Genomic DNA, 17485 nt, shown 5'->3' with positions numbered 1-17485 from the left:
TTTTCATTCCTTAGCAATTAGGAAGCTAATTTAACGGTAAATTCCGAAAAATTCAGTAAAAACCATCTGCAACTTTTCCAGAACTCCGACTTCAAGAGAGTGCCGACTTCGTTAAGCAGTCGGCACTATATATATTAATCTCTCTTACGAGCAACAATGTGAAAAATATGCCAGTGTTTTTCCGTGCCTAGCGCCGTTACTCCAGGATGTTCTTCTTCGTCAAACCACTCAATCTCAAATGACTTTAGCAGCACTTGAATTTGTTCGCGAGTATGATGAGTGCGATCGGGATAAACAGTCCATGAGTCGCGATCGCCAAAAAATTGACCGCAGAAATATCCTCCTGGATTTAGCGATGTCACGATGGTTTCCCAAAGATGGGGGAAATCGGCGGGCTGACAAAAAGGAAGGCAAAAACTGGCATTGATTAGATCGATCGATTGAGGCAAAGTTAAGGTTTCAAAACGCATCAATTGAGTTTGCAGCAGATCGCGTTGAATCGGACGAGCCAGCAGGCGATCGAAGGCATTTTGTTCCCTGTCAATCGCTAAAACCCGCCAGCCTCGACGCAGGAGTTCCACCGTATCTCGTCCATCGCCACAGCCTAAATCTACAGCGAATCGAGGACGATCGAGCAACGGTTCCGTGTCAAAAATTGACAAGGCTTTCAGCAAAGTTTCATGCGGCGGGCGACCTTCCACCGCTTGATAGTAAGTCACCCAATCCTGTTGCATCTTCTTCTTCCTCCTCTACAAATTTCCCCTCTTCTTCTGACTCTTAATTTTTAATTTTTAACTGCCGATTAGTATACTGAGGAACCCAGCCTTGAGCACTGGTGTAATACTGCAAGGCTTTCAAGTACAGCGACGGAGTGAGATAAAACCAATGTTCGGTATTGGCAGGCACTTTAATGTATTCTTCAGCTTGCAGCATTAATTGTACCTGAGAGCCGTTAGAATACACAAACCCAAAAACGCATTCCCCAGCTAAAATGTGAAGAACTTCTGCATCTGTGTGGGTGTGAGTGCGATGGCTTTGAGTCATCAGCGCGTAAATCTGCTGCGAACCTGGATGCAGCACTTTTAAGTCGCACCACCGATATCCGCTGACGCGCTTAAACTGTTCAAACTCGCTATTAAATGCTGCGAGAATCTGCTGTTTTTGTGTAACATTGAGAATGTCTTGAACGAGAAGTTCTTGAAACGCCGGATTTTTGTTTGGGGGCAGAGAATCGATCTCAATATTTAAAACGGCCAGTTGACTCGCGATCGCCCGGATATCCGTATATGTTCTACCGTCTTCTAGTTGCAGAACAGCCATATTACCACCTAATGTGTTGAGATTTGAGGGAAATTTAGTTTCCATTTTTAAGCTGCTGTTTTAAGCTTTCGTCAAAAACTAAACTCCTGCTTATTTTCAATAATAGCCGATCGCTAAAATTCCATGTCCTGCCTCGCCCATCATCAAAGCAATACCACCCATCAAATAATTGTGTGGGTTTTTTAACTTTTATTTAATAACATTTACTGGAGTTAATGTAAAGTGCGCCATAAGCACCGCAAAGCTTAACCAACAACTCAAAACTTTCAAATTAGCATCCCCGCGATACAAGCAGTCATAAAACAAGCCAAAGAGCCAGCAATCATCGCCCTCACGCCCAACCTCGCCAAATCGCCTTGCCGCTCCGGAGCCATCGCGCCAATTCCCCCAATCTGAATCCCGATCGAACCAATGTTAGAAAACCCGCACAAAGCATAAGTCGAGATAATTTGCGATCGTTCAGAAATCGCCTGTTGTTTCACCAATTCCATCAAATCTAAATAAGCAACAAACTCATTCAAAATCGTTTTTTTCCCCAAAACAATCCCCACCTCTGCACAATCAGCCCAAGGCACCCCCATCAGCCAAGCAACCGGAGCCATCAAATAAGCTAAAATTAATTCTAGCGACAACTGAGGCAAACTAATTAGCCCTCCAAACCACCCCAAAAGCGCATTAAAAAAAGCCAACAAACCCAAAAAAGCAATCAGCATAGCGGCCACATTCGCCGCCAACTTCAACCCGTCGCTAGCACCCGAAGCCGCCGCATCCACCGCATTAGCATAAATTTTTTCCACCTTCACCTCCACCTCCCCAGCAGTCAGGGACTTTTCAGTTTCTGGGTACAGCAATTTAGAAATAGCCAAAGCTGCTGGTGCAGACATCACCGACGCCCCAATTAAATGTTGAGCTGGTACTCCAAAAGAAATATAAGCTGCCATGACTCCGCCGGCAATTGTGGCAAATCCTCCCGTCATGACAGCATGGAGTTCCGAAAGCGTCATCGCCGCCAAATAAGGTTTAATTAACAAAGGAGCTTCCGTTTGCCCGATAAAGATATTCCCAGCACAAGAAAGCGTTTCTGCGCCCGAAGTTTTCATGGTTTTCATCATCAACCAGGCCACTGCTTGCACAACTCGCTGCAAAATGCCGTAGTGATAAAGTAGGGTAATAAACGAAGAGAAAAAAATGATAGTGGGCAGCACTTTAAAAGCGATAAAGTGTTCGGCAAAATTGTCTCCAAATATAAACTTTGCCCCCACATCAGAAAAATTGAGAAACTGCGTCACCAAATCTCCCAAAAATTTAAAGACAGCCAAACCAGGAGCAGTTTTGAGAATCAAAATAGCAAAAATTAGCTGTAAGGCAATTCCCCACAATATGGGCGGCCACTTGACAGCGCGCCGATCGACTGAAAAGGCGTAGGACAAACCGACAAAAACAGCTAACCCGAATACAGAAATAAGTCGTTCCATTTAGCAATTTTTAGAGAATGTGCAGCAAGCATTTCTCGTTACCAGGCTCTGCCTGGTAATCCAAATTAACAGCCCGATCGTACTTTATCTCGTTTCCGGAGCTCGCCATGAGTTCGTGGCGCGGGCCGCAGAGCCCCGGAGGGCCTATAATACACGATGCAGCCCGATCGCATACAATCCCAGCCAGTTTCGCTTACAATAAAAGGCTAAACCTCAAAATTACGGCGCAGCCTAATTGCTGCTACTTTTATGTCTCTACCTATAGTTGCTATTATTGGACGCCCCAATGTAGGCAAATCGACGATCGTCAACCGTTTAGCCAACACCCAAGACGCGATCGTCCACGACGAACCAGGAATCACGCGCGATCGCACTTACAGACCAGCATACTGGGGCGATCGGGAATATCAAGTCGTAGACACCGGCGGGCTAGTATTCGACGACGAAACAGAATTTCTGCCTTTGATTCGCGAACAAGCAATGGCGGCCCTCGCAGAAGCCAGCGCAGCCATTTTCGTAGTAGATGGACAAACCGGGCTTACCGGCGGCGACGAATCGATCGCATCTTGGCTGAGACTGCAAAAAGTCCCAGTCATTCTCGCAGTCAACAAATGCGAATCGGAAAATACAGGACTCACCCAAGCAGCCGACTTTTGGCAATTGGGACTTGGAGAACCTTACCCAATTTCCGGCATTCACGGCAACGGCACCGGCGAATTGCTAGACAAATTAATTACTTACCTTCCCACAGAAGTATTACCAGAAGTTGAGGAAATTAAAGTAGCAATTATCGGTCGTCCCAACGTCGGCAAATCGAGTTTGTTAAACGCATTTCTCGGAGAAAACCGCGCCATAGTCAGCCCGATTTCCGGCACAACCCGCGACGCGATCGACACCTTAGTAGAACGCAACGGTCAAACCTACCGCCTGATTGACACAGCAGGAATTCGCAAAAAGAAAAACGTCGAATACGGTGCAGAATTTTTCGGCATCAACCGCGCTTTCAAAGCCATCCGCCGCGCCAACGTCATACTATTAGTAATTGACGCAATTGACGGCGTTACGGATCAAGACCAAAAATTAGCCGATCGCATCAGCCAAGAAGGTCGCGCCTGCATCATAGTCGTCAACAAATGGGACGCAGTAGAAAAAGACTCCGACACCATCTACGAGTACGAAAGAGAAGTAAGAACCCGACTTTATTTCCTCGACTGGGCAGAAATGATTTTTGTTAGCGCCATGAGTGGACAGCGAGTTGAAAAAATCATTGAATTAGTAGACAAAGCATCCGACGAACACAAGCGCCGCGTCACTACCGCCGTGATTAACGAAGTCATAGAAGAAGCCACAAGCTGGCACTCAGCCCCAGTTACCCGCCAAGGAAAACAAGGCAAAATCTATTACGGTACTCAAGTGCGATCGCAGCCACCGACAATCGCCCTATTTGTCAACGATCCCAAACGCTTCACCGAAAATTACCGCCGCTACATGGAAAGCCAATTCCGCAAACATCTAGGCTTTACCGGTACACCAATGCGGCTACTTTGGAGAGGCAAAAAAGTTCGTGCCACCGAAATGAGCACAACAAACAGAGCACTGCGCGTGAAGTAATTCTAGACTTTAGATTAAAGAAAAAACGCAGTTTAATAATCAAAGCAAATTGCGTTTCTTTCTTTTCTCTTCCTTCTTTCTCTTCCTTCGCGTCTTCGCGTCTTCGCGGTTCAATAAATTTATATTATTAAAAATCTACAAGCGACAAAATGGATTTATTGCGATCGCTCCCTATTGGACTTTACCTAGAACAACCCGTAACCTGGCTGCACCGGTTAGACTCCCGCGTCAAACTAGCCTGGTTGATGACATTTTTGATCGCGCCAATACTCGCCAATCCCGTTTGGCGGTTGATGCTAGTAGGAATGTTAATCGTACTGACACTAACAGCAGCAATTCCCTTGCGCGTGTGGAAACAGCAAATGGGAATGCTGCTGCTATTCTGCCTATTAGTATTTTGCCTCAGCGCGATCGCCCCCGACGGACTCCCCTCAGAACACCAGCCCCGCATCCCCGCCGACGAATTAATCTTTTCCCAACAGCCCGCAACTCTTCCACCTCGTCAAGAGCCCAAACCCTGGTACAAACCTTTTAACTTAGGCTCAAACTCCCCAATCCCCAATCCCAAAGCCCAAAAACCAAATCAACTCCCCCAACCCACAAACTACCGTTACGTTTTATTCAAACAAGGCCCGATTAAAATCACCCGCAAATCCCTAGATTTAGCTATCAACGTCAGCACCCTATTTTTCACAGTAATTTACAGCACCAACCTCTACCTTCTCACCACAGCCAGCGAAGAAATCACCGCCGCCATTGAAAACTTAATGGAGCCCTTGCGCCGCTTGCACTGGCCTGTCACCGAAATAGCGCTGACATTAACGCTATCTTTGCGGTTCATTCCCCTAGTATTGGAAGAAATACAAAATCTAGTGCGATCCGTCAGAACCCGAGCGATAAACTGGAAAAAACTCGGATTTCGCAGCGCAGCTCAAGTGTGGTTGATGATAGCCGAGCGGCTGTTAGAAAACTTGCTCCTGCGAGCTGAACAAATTGCCAGCGCCATGAAAGTTCGCGGCTTCACCAGTCCCGATCGACACCGTGTAGAATGGCACCAGTTGCAATTGAAAATGCGAGACTGGATCGCCCTCGGCTGCTTGCTCGTCCTCTGGAGCGCCCGCTTGGTTTGGGGTTGGGACAGTTAAGATTTTAGATTTTAGATTTTAGATTTTAGATTTTAGATTGAATAATATTGAAGAATTGGGAATGACTGATTCTAGCGGGGTTTGGATCACGGGCCTACATTTGAGTAAGTTTTGTCTGGTGCGCGACAGTCCTGCTAAAGTAATGGAGATAAATATTTAGAGAACCAAGACCTTGAACATCTATCTTGGGACAGATATCGTATATATTCCGCGCATACAAGCCGCATTAGACCGGTTTGGCGATCGCTTCCTCGAAAAAGTTTACACGCCCGCCGAACAAAGGGATTGCGGGCAACTAAATTCTCAACACAGCAGCATTAAAGGTAAAATGAATCGAGTTTCCTGCAACCAACTAGCGGGGCGCTGGGCAGCAAAAGAAGCCGTTGTCAAAGCTCTAGGCACGGGATGGCGGGGAATACGGTATGCAGATGTGGAAATTCGGCGCTCCGAAAACGGTGCTCCCAATGTGCAACTGCACGGAACCGCAGCAGCACAAGCATCTGTTTGGGGAAATTGCCAGTGGCAATTGAGCCTCAGCCACGACGGAGACTATTGCACGGCTACGGCTATCGCCCTTTGTACCCCGCCCTCAAACAACGCCGTCGGGCGATCGAGCGAAACTAAAATCTAAAACCTAAATCTTTAATCTAAAATTGATCGATTGTGAGTGTGAATGACTACCGAAACTTACCTGAATCATCCAAACTTTGGGCTCCTCTTCAGGGTATCCCAGGTTGAAGACAGCCAAGAATTATTTACCACCCTATACGCCCAGCGCCTGTTTTTTTTGGTGACAAACGGCCCTGGCGGGCTGAGATTTGAACCAATCAGTCGCTCCGACGCTCGCCTCATGGTCGAAATTCGCCTGCGAACCCTGCGTCGCAGCGGTCAATATCAGGAGTACGACCAATTGCAGACCATTCACCAGCGCACGTTTCAATAACGAAAATCAGTAATTTGGTAATTGGTAACTGTCTTAATTTTCCTTCCCTCCCGTCAAGAGCGTTGAACACCCATGACCATTGCCTCTCGAATTAACAGCATTCGCCAACACTTGCCTGAATCAGTGCGGTTAATTGCCGTTACCAAACAGGTACCGACTGATGCTATCCGCGAAGCATACGACGCCGGTATCCGGGATTTTGGCGAGAGTAAGGTTCAAGAGACTGTCGAAAAACAAAGCCAACTGCAAGATTTGCCGGATATCAACTGGCACTTGATCGGCCACTTGCAAGCCAACAAAGCCGCCAAGGCCTTAGAGCATTTCCAGTGGATTCACTCTCTCGACAATTTAAAACTCGCTCAGCGACTTTCGCGCTTGGCGGGCGAACAGTCCTGCTCTCCCCAAGTCTGCCTGCAAGTCAAAATGTTGCCCGACCCGGACAAATACGGCTGGAGCGTTCCAGAACTGCTGGCCGACCTTCCAGAACTCAACAAATGTCAGCATATCAAAATTCAAGGTTTGATGACAATACCCCCACAGGGGTTAAATGACTCGCAAATCCTAGAATTATTTAACAGCACCCGCGAACTTGCTGAGAAAATCCAGCAGCAAAACTTGCCTTCCATTCAAATGCAGCAGCTCTCGATGGGGATGTCGGGAGATTATCATTTGGCAATTCAAGCAGGTGCTACTATGGTACGGCTAGGACAAACCTTATTTGGCTCTAGGAGGGGATAAATAATTGAAATCTTCTAATAAAGACAATTTAGGTTAAATATATAGTAGTCAGCCACCCGCGACTAACGCGCGACGCGAGTATAGTCGGGGCAGCAAAGTCGTGAAGGAGAGTGAATCATGAATATTTTTTCTAAACTGCGAGATTTTGTAGGCATCAACAATGAGCCTGAGTACGATGACGTGTACGACGAAACCGAAGGGGAGCGCTATCAGAACTTCTACCCAGCGCCTGAACCGAACCCCGCTGCCGTCGCAGCAGCCGAAGAAGAACGTCGTCAAAATCGTAGAATGCGAGAGCGGTCAGTAGTAGGATCGACAGGTATGGATGTCGTTGCACCAACCGGGGGAGTAGGGTCAGTAATGAATAACGTGATTGGAATGCCTGGAGCTATGAACGGGATTTCGGAAGTAGTAGTAATGGAGCCGCGCACTTTTGAAGAGATGCCGGCAGCAATTCGAGCCCTTAAGGAACGGAAGTCTGTGGTTTTGAACCTGACGGTGATGGACCCAGACCAAGCGCAAAGAGCTGTGGACTTTGTGGCGGGCGGTACTTATGCCCTGGACGGTCATCAAGAGCGAATTGGCGAAAGTATTTTCTTGTTTACGCCTAGCTGCGTGCAGGTGAGAACTCAGTCTGGTGTGGTTCACGAAGTGCCTCCAGCCCAAGGACGCCCTCGTCCTGCTGCTCCTGCACCGACAGTCTGGCCGGCAGAACAAGCTCCAGTCGCTCAGTAGTCAGTAGTTAGTAGTCAGTTGACAGTGGTGAGTAGTCAGTAGTCAGTAGTCAGTAGTCAATAGTTAACAACTAATAACTGTGGAATAAACACTGCGGATTAATAACATTAGCTAACAACTAAGTAACCAATGACAACTGACAACTGACAACTGACAACTGATAACTCAAATGTGACAAGTGACAACTGACTAATGACAAACATAAAATTTGGTACGATCGGCGGCGGGGTAATGGGAGAAGCTCTCTTATCCCGCTTAATTGCACAAAAAGTTTATTTGCCTTCAGAAATATTGGTGAGCGACCCACAACTTCAACGCCGCCAATTTTTGACGGAAACCTACGGGATTGGAACAACAGCCAGCAATCTAGAAGTTGCTGCCGCTACAGAAGTGCTGTTTTTGGCGATTAAACCGCAAGTTTTTGATACGGTAGCTTTGGAGTTGGCCGTGGCGGCCGATCGCAAACAGGGAAATAATGGAGAAACGGCTAATTCCGAACCAGAAGCGCTGGTAGTGTCGATTTTGGCAGGAGTGCCACTCAGCAAGCTAGAACCAGCTTTTCCCGGGCGGGGAGTGCTGCGGGTGATGCCGAATACTCCGGCCACGGTAGGAGCGGGAATGAGCGCGATCGCTCCGGGAAAACTCGTGCAACCGGCTGATTTAGAATTAGTAAAGCGCATCTTTCAGGCCGTGGGAGAAGTGGTAGAAGTGCCTGAGAGTATGCTGGATGCGGTGACGGGGCTTTCGGGTTCCGGGCCTGGTTATGTAGCAATTTTGATTGAGGCATTGACAGATGGCGGAGTTTGTGCAGGTTTGCCACGGGCGATCGCCTCTCAATTAGCTTTGCAAACAGTATTCGGTACGGCGAAGCTAATGCAAGAAACGGGAATGCACCCGGCACAATTGAAAGATCAAGTTACAAGTCCCGGCGGCACGACTATTGCGGGAATTGCTAAATTAGAGAGTAGCGGCTTTCGATCGGCCCTAATCGAAGCCGTGAAAGCAGCTTGTTTGCGTTCTCAAGAATTAGGGAAATAAGTCAGGGATGACGCACAGAAACAATCCGAAATGAGTTCAATCGCAATTTAAACCTGCCGCTGCTGCTGTCGGATACTTGACGGGAACAAAAGCGAGGCCGAACTGCTCTTTTGGACACTCTACAATATGTACTAAATCGCTGGGATGATTTTTCCGATCGCCATTTTCCGGCGAGTTAAACTGAATGGTTCCTGTTGCTCCCCAAGCGCTAAAATCAGGAGATGAAAGCGTTCTTTGCATTCCTTCGCGACTGGGTTCCTGCTGCATTTCCAATGCTTTTATGAGGGCGCGCGCTGCATCGTAACCTGAAGCTATACGAGTATTTCCCTCTTCTCCCCACAGCGATCGAGCCTGTTGAGGAAATTCTTTGTTGGGGCTGTTTAATGGATGCCAGCCGACAGAAAGGATTAGTTTTTTAAACAACTTTTGCGGTTGCCCAGATACAAATTCTAACATTTGCGGACACATCAGCATCCATGCCCCGGCAATCCAATTGCGATCGGCGTTAAGTTTTATTATCTCAAATGCGCTGTCTAAGGCTCCCGTAACATGAGGGTCTGGAACTAACACGATCGCAGTTTCTGCGTTCGCCTGGATTTCCTCGATCGCTCTTTGGGCGTTGAAGTCTGTTTTAAATAAATCGAAATCGCGAATCCAGACTATTTTTCCCCCTTGGCGGTCTCGAAAATACGTTGTGTACTCTTCCTTAAAAGATGCGCTGAATGGGCTTTCCTGATTGTATAAAATTGCTACCTGTTTTTGATTTTTTGCGAGGAGGTAGTCGGCTATATCTCTAGCGATTAAACTGCTCGTATATTGAGTCCGAAAGAAAAATTTTTTCGGCTCATCTGTCAGCTCTTCCGTAGCTGCACCCGGAGACATCAAAACCAGATTATTGTTATTGTAAATATCTACAGCGTACATCGTCATCTCGCTGCTAGCGTGACCGACAACTGCTAAAATATCCGGTTGATTTACCAGTGAAATTGCTCTTTGTTTTGCCTTTTTTTTATCATTCCCATCGTCAGCAATAATTACTTTAAGTCCTTTGCCGTTAATGGCTTGACTTGGTAAAAAACCTCGACCGGGAAAGTCCCGATCGCTAGCATGGGACAGCCCCAAATTAACTTCTGTTTGCGCTTGAGCCACTCCGCGCAGAAATTCTTTTGCCTGAGCACCAAGCAGAGCAAAACTGTCCGGCCTTCTCCCACAAATGGGAATGGCTACAGCAATTGTGTAATAAGGAGCGTTGCTGACCTCCAGAAAAGCATTGTTCAGGTAAACTAAAGTTTCTGGATCTTTGCCGTATTCTGTATGCCACGATTGTTTGAATAAATTAAAAGCTTGCTCTGAATTTGAAGCTGCAAATTTTTCAACTCCTCTTTGCTTTAACCGAGGACGAGAACTGGTAAAGAGAATTCTTTCTCCGGCACTTAAATTATCTGGGAGGACTAAACGAGGGTTTGAGTCCACAGGTGTCCTGCGGTCACTGGCGATCGAATATTCCACTCCCACCTGCGCCGCAGTCTCAATCGGCGGTGAGGGCGATACCACCACCGATCGCAAATCCTGTAACACTTCAGCAGCGGATTGATAGCGATCGTTAAAGTGGTAGCGCACCATCTTGTTTAAAATTTTTTCCAGTTTGCTGTTAATTTTTCTCATCGGGCGATCGTCAGTTGAGTAGTGCCAGACAAGTTCCCCAGTTTTTTTATGATTTAAAAAGTCTTCAATATCTAAACCTGCGATCGCTTGAATGGCGATGATTCCCACAGCATAGATATCGCTGTTAAATCTGGGCTGATTTTTCCACTGTTCGGCCGGCATATAACCATCTGTACCGATGACACGAGTTTGAGTTATTTGACCGCCCTGAATCGCCAAATTGCTAATACCTTTGACTGCCCCAAAGTCAATAACGGCAATTTTGCCGGAGCGGTTGCACCGGATTAAGTTTGACGGTTTAATATCGCGGTGAATAATATGTTTTTTGTGGACGCAATCTAAAACTTCTAAAATGTCCTGCAATAAATCAATAACTTCTGATTCCCTAAACAGCCTGCCTGAACCGATCTCTTTGTTCAGCGGATTTCCTGCAATATATTCTTGAATTAAGTAAAATCTTCCCTGTTCTTGAAAGTGCTCGATTAACCTGGGAATGCGCGGGCACTGCTCCAGAGATATCAGGGATTCAGCTTCTGTTTCAAATTGCACCTGTGCCCTGTGCAAAACATCGGGATCGTTCGATTGAGGAGGCCCAATTTCCTTGACGACGCAAAGGGGATTTTCGGGGCTGCCCAAAGCGTCGTTAGCCGTATAGGTTCGGGCAAATCCTCCCTCACCTAATTGACCGATAATTTGGTAGCGATCGCGCAGAATATCCCCTGGATTCAGACACATAAATTTTTACAAGGCCTTGACTCGCTGCACTCGTTGGTGTCTATCGTACCACAAATATGACTTTTATGAACTCAAAGTTATGACTTTTATGAACTCAAAGTTATGAATATATGAATTGACTTTGAGAGTGGCTTATTTTATAATCTTGGCATCTGAGATTTTAGGAACACAATATTTTATGGCTTTACAAACAGATCCATCAGGAGTGCCTCGATTAATTGGCGACAATACATCCGAATACGCTGATTTACTGTTCCAAAATACGGCTAATTTCCCTTCCGGAGTTTGGATGTTGGGAGGTGACGATACAGTATACGGCTGGACAAGTAATGATTTAATATTTGGCAATGACGGAGAAGATTCGCTACTAGGATATTCTGGCAACGATTCTTTATTTGGGGGAAAAGGGAAAGATGACTTATGGGGAGGCGAGGGAAATGACAGTTTGATCGGTGGTCAAGATGCAGATTGGATTCTCGCTGAAGCAGGAGATGATATTGTATGGGGAGGTAGAGGAAATGATATTTTATACAGCGGTAACGGGAATGACACTCTGATTGGAGGTTTTGGTCGAGACTATTTTTCAAATGTGAAGGATGGTGGTTATTCGCCTAAAACCAGTGGAAGTAACTTGTACGTCCTGCAACTAGAGTCAGGAGTTACTGATATCAAAAATGCCGATTACTTTAGAGATTTCCGAGTCGGTTTAGATCGGATTGGATTAACAGACGGTTTGACTGTTAACGATGTAGTTTTGGAAAACTTGACAGATGTGTTGCTGTTAGAAGATTTTGATTTTTCAGAAGCTGCGAAACTCACTGTCTCAGAAGATTACTTAAGTCCTTCAACTGCTGTGACTTCAGGGACGCTCATCAGAGTCAGGAATTCAGGAGATTTAATAGGTTTTGTTGATAGTGTAACGCCTAGTGAACTCCAAAACAGCATTATCTCTGTTCAGGGATTCTGAGCTTGAGGATGCGTTGCAACACATCCTACAAAAGCCGGATTTGACAGAGCTAACTTACAGGAAATTGTGGGTTTATTTATCGAAGATTGGGGAGAAAATGGAACTACTTATCACTCGCTAGCTGCTGTTTCCAATTTCTCTCCAATCCTCGGTTCCGTACCATTTAACAGCCGCTGAATATTGCTCCGATGCCGCACAATTACAAATACACCGCCCGCAATTCCAAACAATACATAAGCCAGCGGCTGGTGTAAAGCAAACATCAATCCAGCAACGCTAATTGCTCCGATAATCGAACTTAAAGAAACAATTCGCGACACCGCAAATACTATCCCGAAAATTCCGAAAGTTCCCAAACCAACTGGCCAGTACAAACCCAGCAAAACTCCCAAACTCGTAGCCACAGATTTACCGCCACTAAACCCCAGCCAGATTGATTTGCTGTGGCCCAAAACAGCAGAGAAACCAGCCAAAGTTGCCATCCAAGGGATGACAGTTGCAGTATTTTCTAAACCTGCGGCGGTTGCTAGCTGCTGGGTAAAAGTGAGAGAGTAAATGTAGCGGATTAGGACGATCGCACTTACCCCCTTCAACACGTCCACCAGCAACACCCCCAACCCCGGCCACTTTCCCAAAGTCCTCAGTACGTTAGTCGCACCCGTCGAACCCGAACCAACCTCTCGAATATCAATTCCTAGCATCCATTTCCCCAAGGCGTACCCAGTCGGAATCGAACCCAGCAAATAAGCTGCTATTAGCAATGCGCCATTTAAAATTATCCAGCTAGCCATTTTTTAATTTGATATTTCGTGTACTTTTAAAATTTGCAACCTTTCCCCTACCATAATTAGCAATTAGCAATTACTAATTAGCAATTACCAATTACCAATTACCAATTACCCAATCAAAAATCCTTAGCAGTCGTCAAACTTTGCGGGTCAGAAGCAAAGGCCAACCACAGCGGAAATTGCAGCAGTGACAAACTAATTAAATCCTCAGTTTCATCAATGACAATTAGCGGCAATTTGCCATCTTTCACCAGTCGATCGGCTTTTTGAGCCAAAGCTTCCGCAGACTCAAACATAATAATCCCCCGTTCCGGGCCAAAATCGTTGCGAGTAATGCCCAAACAGTCCTGCAAACCCCGGCGCCACTCTCCCAAACGTTCGGGACTGTTGGCCAGTACCAAAGTTCGCACCCGTCCACCGTAGACGCTTCTGAGTACAGAAATAATTGTCGAAGTAATCAAGATATTTTGCAAGCGCGAACCCATAGTCCGCAAAGCACCCCTTCCTCCTTGAGTGAAAAACCAGTTAGAAACTCGTTCCGCGTGGATGGGTTCAAAAGTGCGGCGGAGTTGCCAAGGCGGGCCGTAGTAGTCGGGGAGAGTGCGATATTGATCGAGGGTGCGGCGAATTTGTTTGACTTGTTCTTGAAATCCTTGTTCGGCAAATTTGGGATTTACCGGTGCTGAGGATTGAAACTCCTCAGCAGGACTTTGCTTGGGTGTCTCTTGCACCGGTGGGGTCAAATCTAAGAGTTCGGCGGTAGCGGCCAAATCCTGCAAACTGCCTACTAAATAGTCTTTGAAACCCTGGACTCGAATTGCTAAATCTTGGGAAACGCCGGCAAAAGTGGTTCGCATTTCCTTTTGAATTCGATCGCGCCGGCGTTCGAGTTTTTCTACTTCGATTTGCAGCGCTTGTTTGCGGTGATCTAGTTGAATCAAGCCGTCTTGTACCAAACGCCCGATCGATGCTTGAGTCTCGCCCAACGCTTCTATAGCATTGGCTTTGTCGGCTTCCAAGGCGGCAATTTTTTCAGTCAAATTTTGTTCTTGCTGCTGCAATTCTTTGACTCTCTGTGCCAACTGTTCGGTAACATTTTCTTGGATGTGCGTTACCGTTTCTGGGGTTGCTGTTGGCTGGGAGTCTGTGGGAATCTCGATTTGAGCGATCGGGCTTTCTGATTCGCCATCGTCGGTGTTGGGCGGAATTTGGGCGATTGCGCCTGCTTCGTCCACGAATTGGGCGATTTCGGCATCTTCCTCGTCCAGGGGCGGGTCTGTTTCTGGCGGGAGTTGGGCCGGCAGCTCATTTTCGTCGCTCCACAAATCCTCTGTTTGAGATAGAAGTTGGTACTCCCTCTCATTCACGGGTAAATCGACTTCGCCGGCACCCCTTGGGGCGGCTGGTTGTGGTTGCGGTTCTTGGGTTGGAGATTCGTCTGAATTCATGGGAAATTTTGTTCGGCGTGGGCACGGAAAAGTTAAAAATTAAAAATTAACAACTTTTTTAGTCTTGACGGGGACAGCGCTGTTCTAAGCAGGTCTGTAGCATTTTACGATCGAACAGAACCGGCAGAAAGTGAATGCTGTTAATTTCTTTGAAATAAAACAAAATCGGCACAGCGGGCCAAAATATCCGCCAATTTTGCCATTCTCGGTAAGGAAAGCGGCGGATTAAGTTGGACGATCGATAAATGTCCAAATCTGTTGGGGTAAATTGTAGCCGGATGGTGGCGGCTTGGTACATCAGAAACAAGCCGAACAGTGAAAGTGGCAAACTCGCCCACTTCTGCACGAACAGCAGCGGTAGGGCCGCCAGTACCAGGACTAGGGGAATCGCATAACTCGGAGCGAGTTCGATCGTATTTGTCGGCGCAGTCGAAGAGGCAGTGGTATTCACGGGTTTAAATCAAGGGTAGTAAACGAATGTTGCCGATTATTCATATTTTATCTGTTTCCTAGCTTACAAGCCTTTGAGTACGCTAGAACCCGTCCCCTGAAACATCAGCCAAGTCATGAAAAAGTTCACAATAAAAATAGCCAGCAAAGCTGTTACCACCGCCGTGGTAGTCGATTGACCGACGCCTTTTGCCCCGCCGGTGGTAGTCAAACCCCAGCTAGTGCCGATTACGGCAATCAAACCACCGAACACAACAGCCTTAATTGCCGCGCTGCAAATATCCCACAGACTCAGGAAATTGCGGACTGATTCTAAAAACACGCTTTGAGAGATGCCGTACATCGTCGTAGCAATCAGCAGTCCGCCGAGGACGCCGGTGACGAGACACATGATGGTTAAAATTGGCAGCATCAAGCAGCAAGCCAGGACGCGGGGAATGACTAAATAGTCGATCGGGTCTGTTCTGAGCATCAGCAGGGCATCTATCTGCTCTGTTACCTGCATTGTGCCGATTTCCGCTGCAAAAGCCGAACCTACCCGTCCCGTCACGATGACGGCTGTTAAGACGGGGCCGAGCTCGCGAGTCAAAGACAAAGCCAAAACGCCACCTACGACATTGGCGGCACCGAGGTTAATAAACTCCCTGGCTACCTGAATAGTAAATACCATGCCGACAAAACCCGCAGTCAGCAAAGCAATCAGCAGAGATTCCGGGCCGACTGCTGCCATTTGGTCGATGGTGTTGCGACGGTGAATTTTGCCCTTCAGCAAGTGCAGCATGACTTGGCCGCCCAATAAAGCTGCTGCCAGCAACCGCTGACTCCACAAACTGAGGCTCGAAGATGTAGTGGTGCTCAAGGGGATTTCGAGTATAGAACAACTGCAAAAAATGAAATCTATCTACAAATCTTAAACAAGTTTTTTCTATAACATTTAAGATTTCTGACAGAACTGGCCACTGAGGGCGATCGCTGCCTATCGTAGAAAAGGACAAGTTTTGTTTGCTTGTACCTTTCGGCAGTTTAGCTGAATTTACTGACTCTTATGAGCATTTTTCCCAATTTTCTTCGCTCTCTACTGCTGACCAGCCTGTTGAGCTTTGTCGCCCCCTTATTGTTAATCGGCGCGGGATTGACTAGCTTTTCGCTGCTCGGCTTTGTGCCTGCTCTCCAAGGGGTGGGTCGCTCTGGAGAAGACCTAATTTTGCAGTTCTTAGCTACTTTCGGCACCGGCTGTCCACTCCAGGGATTTTTAGTTATCGGCTTAACTTTCGGTTTGGTGGGTGCTTTGTTTGATACCTACGCTTCTTATCAGCATTCGCGGTGGGGTTAACCGATCTGAGATTGGAGATTTTAAATTTTAGATTTTAGGTTGGAACTTCTAGATGCAATCTAAAATCTAAATGTGTTTGGCTGCGGTGCGATCGGATACCCGCACCTGCAATGATTTAGAAGTACCAATCGCGAATGTTCGGAAATGCGATCGGCCTTTTTGCGGAAAACCGAATCCCCCAGTTTCTGGAGCTGGAATATATTAAATACAAGTTGAGTCAAGTGTTTCTCAACCCCTAAAAACTTCAGATAGTCGAGGTATTAGTTATGGCACTTATTCGTTGGGAACCTTTGCGGGAAATGGACTCCTTGCAACGAGAAATGAATCGGTTGTTTGATAGCTTGACTCCGGCAACCGATCGCGTATCTAACGGTGTTGCTTTTGTACCCGCCGCCGAACTCGATGAAACTCCCGAAGCCATCCACCTTAAATTAGAAGTTCCCGGCATGGAAGCTAAGGATTTGGATGTACAAGTAACTGCAGAAGCTGTTGCTATCAGTGGCGAACGCCGTCAGGAAACTAAGAGTGAAGATAAAGGCATGACTCGCTCTGAGTTCCGCTACGGTTCGTTCCGCCGGGTGATTCCCCTACCCGCACGGATTCAAAATGACAGCGTACAAGCTGAGTACACAAATGGAGTTTTGCACCTGAATTTGCCCAAAGCAGAAGCGGAAAAAAACCGCGTGGTTAAAGTTCAACTCGGCTAAGAAATAATTGTTGGCTAATTGCTGATAGATAGGGCGTGCGGTGCGCGCCCTATTTGTTTTGGGAAGTGGGAATTGGGAATTGGGAAGGGGGAATTGGGTATTATAGCATCGGGCAGTGCAAGTTTTAGGAATAATTCTGCCTTCTTCCTTCTGCCTTCTTCCTTCTTCCTTTTTCCCATTTTCCAACTGTGCTAAACTCTAATCAGCAATGCTTGCTGAGGAGACTTGCGTGCCGAGTCAGGGAGTGGGAGGAAATGGAATTGCCTCTGAATTTGGAGACTTAACCGGGATGACTCGCCAAGAAGTCGATGATTTTTTGCGCGGATTGGGTGCATAAATCAGAACTACTAGAGATGGTTATGTTGCATATAAATTTTTTGATAAGTC

General features: G+C 46.8%; 19 protein-coding genes. 11 read left to right on the top strand and 8 right to left on the bottom strand.

The features are described from left to right. Positions 1–134 precede the first annotated feature (134 nt). From D0A37_RS08175 to D0A37_RS08165, 3 genes are all read right to left on the bottom strand, one after another. Positions 135–734 (bottom strand): class I SAM-dependent methyltransferase, encoded by a 600-nt coding sequence (locus D0A37_RS08175; protein WP_242723120.1) that lies wholly within the window; start codon positions 732–734, stop codon positions 135–137. Between the two features lie 43 nt (positions 735–777). Then, positions 778–1365 (bottom strand): acireductone dioxygenase, encoded by a 588-nt coding sequence (locus D0A37_RS08170; protein ID WP_242723119.1) that lies wholly within the window; start codon positions 1363–1365, stop codon positions 778–780. A gap of 221 nt (positions 1366–1586) precedes the next feature. Beyond that, positions 1587–2795, bottom strand: coding sequence for a NupC/NupG family nucleoside CNT transporter (locus tag D0A37_RS08165; protein ID WP_242723118.1), 1209 nt, complete (start codon positions 2793–2795; stop codon positions 1587–1589). Positions 2796–3044: 249 nt separating this feature from the next. Between D0A37_RS08165 and der the strand changes: the two genes are divergently transcribed. From der to proC, 7 genes are all read left to right on the top strand, one after another. Continuing rightward, positions 3045–4406 carry a ribosome biogenesis GTPase Der gene (gene der / locus D0A37_RS08160; protein WP_242723117.1) on the top strand — a complete coding sequence of 454 codons (1362 nt, stop codon included), beginning with the start codon at positions 3045–3047 and terminating at the stop codon, positions 4404–4406. A gap of 149 nt (positions 4407–4555) precedes the next feature. Continuing rightward, a complete protein-coding gene (locus tag D0A37_RS08155; protein WP_242723116.1) occupies positions 4556–5551 on the top strand; it encodes an energy-coupling factor transporter transmembrane component T family protein in 996 nt (331 codons plus the stop codon). A gap of 172 nt (positions 5552–5723) precedes the next feature. Continuing rightward, positions 5724–6182 (top strand): holo-ACP synthase, encoded by a 459-nt coding sequence (acpS, locus tag D0A37_RS08150; RefSeq protein WP_242723115.1) that lies wholly within the window; start codon positions 5724–5726, stop codon positions 6180–6182. 42 nt (positions 6183–6224) lie between these two features. Then, positions 6225–6494: a transcriptional coactivator PipX gene (gene pipX / locus D0A37_RS08145; protein ID WP_006634205.1), complete on the top strand. Its 270-nt coding sequence runs from the start codon at positions 6225–6227 to the stop codon at positions 6492–6494. Positions 6495–6566: 72 nt separating this feature from the next. Further along, on the top strand, positions 6567–7232 hold the full coding sequence (locus D0A37_RS08140; protein WP_242723114.1) for a YggS family pyridoxal phosphate-dependent enzyme: 666 nt from the start codon (positions 6567–6569) through the stop codon (positions 7230–7232). 117 nt (positions 7233–7349) lie between these two features. Further along, positions 7350–7967, top strand: a complete 618-nt coding sequence (locus D0A37_RS08135; RefSeq protein ID WP_242723113.1) for a cell division protein SepF — start codon at positions 7350–7352, stop codon at positions 7965–7967. A 192-nt stretch (positions 7968–8159) separates the two neighbouring features. Beyond that, entirely contained in the window at positions 8160–9005 is an 846-nt protein-coding gene (gene proC, locus D0A37_RS08130; protein WP_242723112.1) for a pyrroline-5-carboxylate reductase, read from the top strand. Between the two features lie 36 nt (positions 9006–9041). Here the strand turns inward: proC and D0A37_RS08125 are convergent, their stop codons facing one another. Continuing rightward, positions 9042–11405, bottom strand: coding sequence for a bifunctional serine/threonine-protein kinase/ABC transporter substrate-binding protein (locus D0A37_RS08125; RefSeq protein ID WP_242723110.1), 2364 nt, complete (start codon positions 11403–11405; stop codon positions 9042–9044). A gap of 178 nt (positions 11406–11583) precedes the next feature. Here D0A37_RS08125 and D0A37_RS08120 point away from each other — a divergent pair, with 178 nt between their 5' ends. Continuing rightward, a complete protein-coding gene (locus D0A37_RS08120) occupies positions 11584–12372 on the top strand; it encodes a calcium-binding protein (RefSeq protein ID WP_242723108.1) in 789 nt (262 codons plus the stop codon). Between the two features lie 110 nt (positions 12373–12482). Here D0A37_RS08120 and plsY read toward each other — a convergent pair whose 3' ends face one another. The 4 genes from plsY to D0A37_RS08100 all read right to left on the bottom strand — a co-directional run bounded on the left by plsY (position 12483) and on the right by D0A37_RS08100 (position 15917). After that, positions 12483–13163 carry a glycerol-3-phosphate 1-O-acyltransferase PlsY gene (gene plsY / locus D0A37_RS08115; RefSeq protein WP_242723107.1) on the bottom strand — a complete coding sequence of 227 codons (681 nt, stop codon included), beginning with the start codon at positions 13161–13163 and terminating at the stop codon, positions 12483–12485. 113 nt (positions 13164–13276) lie between these two features. Continuing rightward, entirely contained in the window at positions 13277–14608 is a 1332-nt protein-coding gene (locus tag D0A37_RS08110; protein WP_242723106.1) for a DUF3086 domain-containing protein, read from the bottom strand. A gap of 58 nt (positions 14609–14666) precedes the next feature. Continuing rightward, positions 14667–15059, bottom strand: coding sequence for a DUF3119 family protein (locus D0A37_RS08105; protein WP_015178462.1), 393 nt, complete (start codon positions 15057–15059; stop codon positions 14667–14669). 63 nt (positions 15060–15122) lie between these two features. Next, positions 15123–15917, bottom strand: a complete 795-nt coding sequence (locus tag D0A37_RS08100; RefSeq protein WP_242723105.1) for an MlaE family lipid ABC transporter permease subunit — start codon at positions 15915–15917, stop codon at positions 15123–15125. Positions 15918–16103: 186 nt separating this feature from the next. Between D0A37_RS08100 and D0A37_RS08095 the strand changes: the two genes are divergently transcribed. The 3 genes from D0A37_RS08095 to D0A37_RS28945 all read left to right on the top strand — a co-directional run bounded on the left by D0A37_RS08095 (position 16104) and on the right by D0A37_RS28945 (position 17435). Continuing rightward, positions 16104–16391: a hypothetical protein gene (locus D0A37_RS08095; RefSeq protein WP_242723104.1), complete on the top strand. Its 288-nt coding sequence runs from the start codon at positions 16104–16106 to the stop codon at positions 16389–16391. A 266-nt stretch (positions 16392–16657) separates the two neighbouring features. After that, positions 16658–17098, top strand: a complete 441-nt coding sequence (locus D0A37_RS08090) for an Hsp20/alpha crystallin family protein (protein ID WP_242723103.1) — start codon at positions 16658–16660, stop codon at positions 17096–17098. 208 nt (positions 17099–17306) lie between these two features. Continuing rightward, positions 17307–17435: a hypothetical protein gene (locus D0A37_RS28945; RefSeq protein ID WP_278187172.1), complete on the top strand. Its 129-nt coding sequence runs from the start codon at positions 17307–17309 to the stop codon at positions 17433–17435. Positions 17436–17485 lie beyond the last annotated feature (50 nt).

This window comes from Microcoleus vaginatus HSN003, from assembly GCF_022701255.1.
Classification (GTDB): Bacteria; Cyanobacteriota; Cyanobacteriia; order Cyanobacteriales; family Microcoleaceae; genus Microcoleus; species Microcoleus vaginatus_B.
This window is presented reverse-complemented; position numbering and strand designations above follow the sequence as displayed.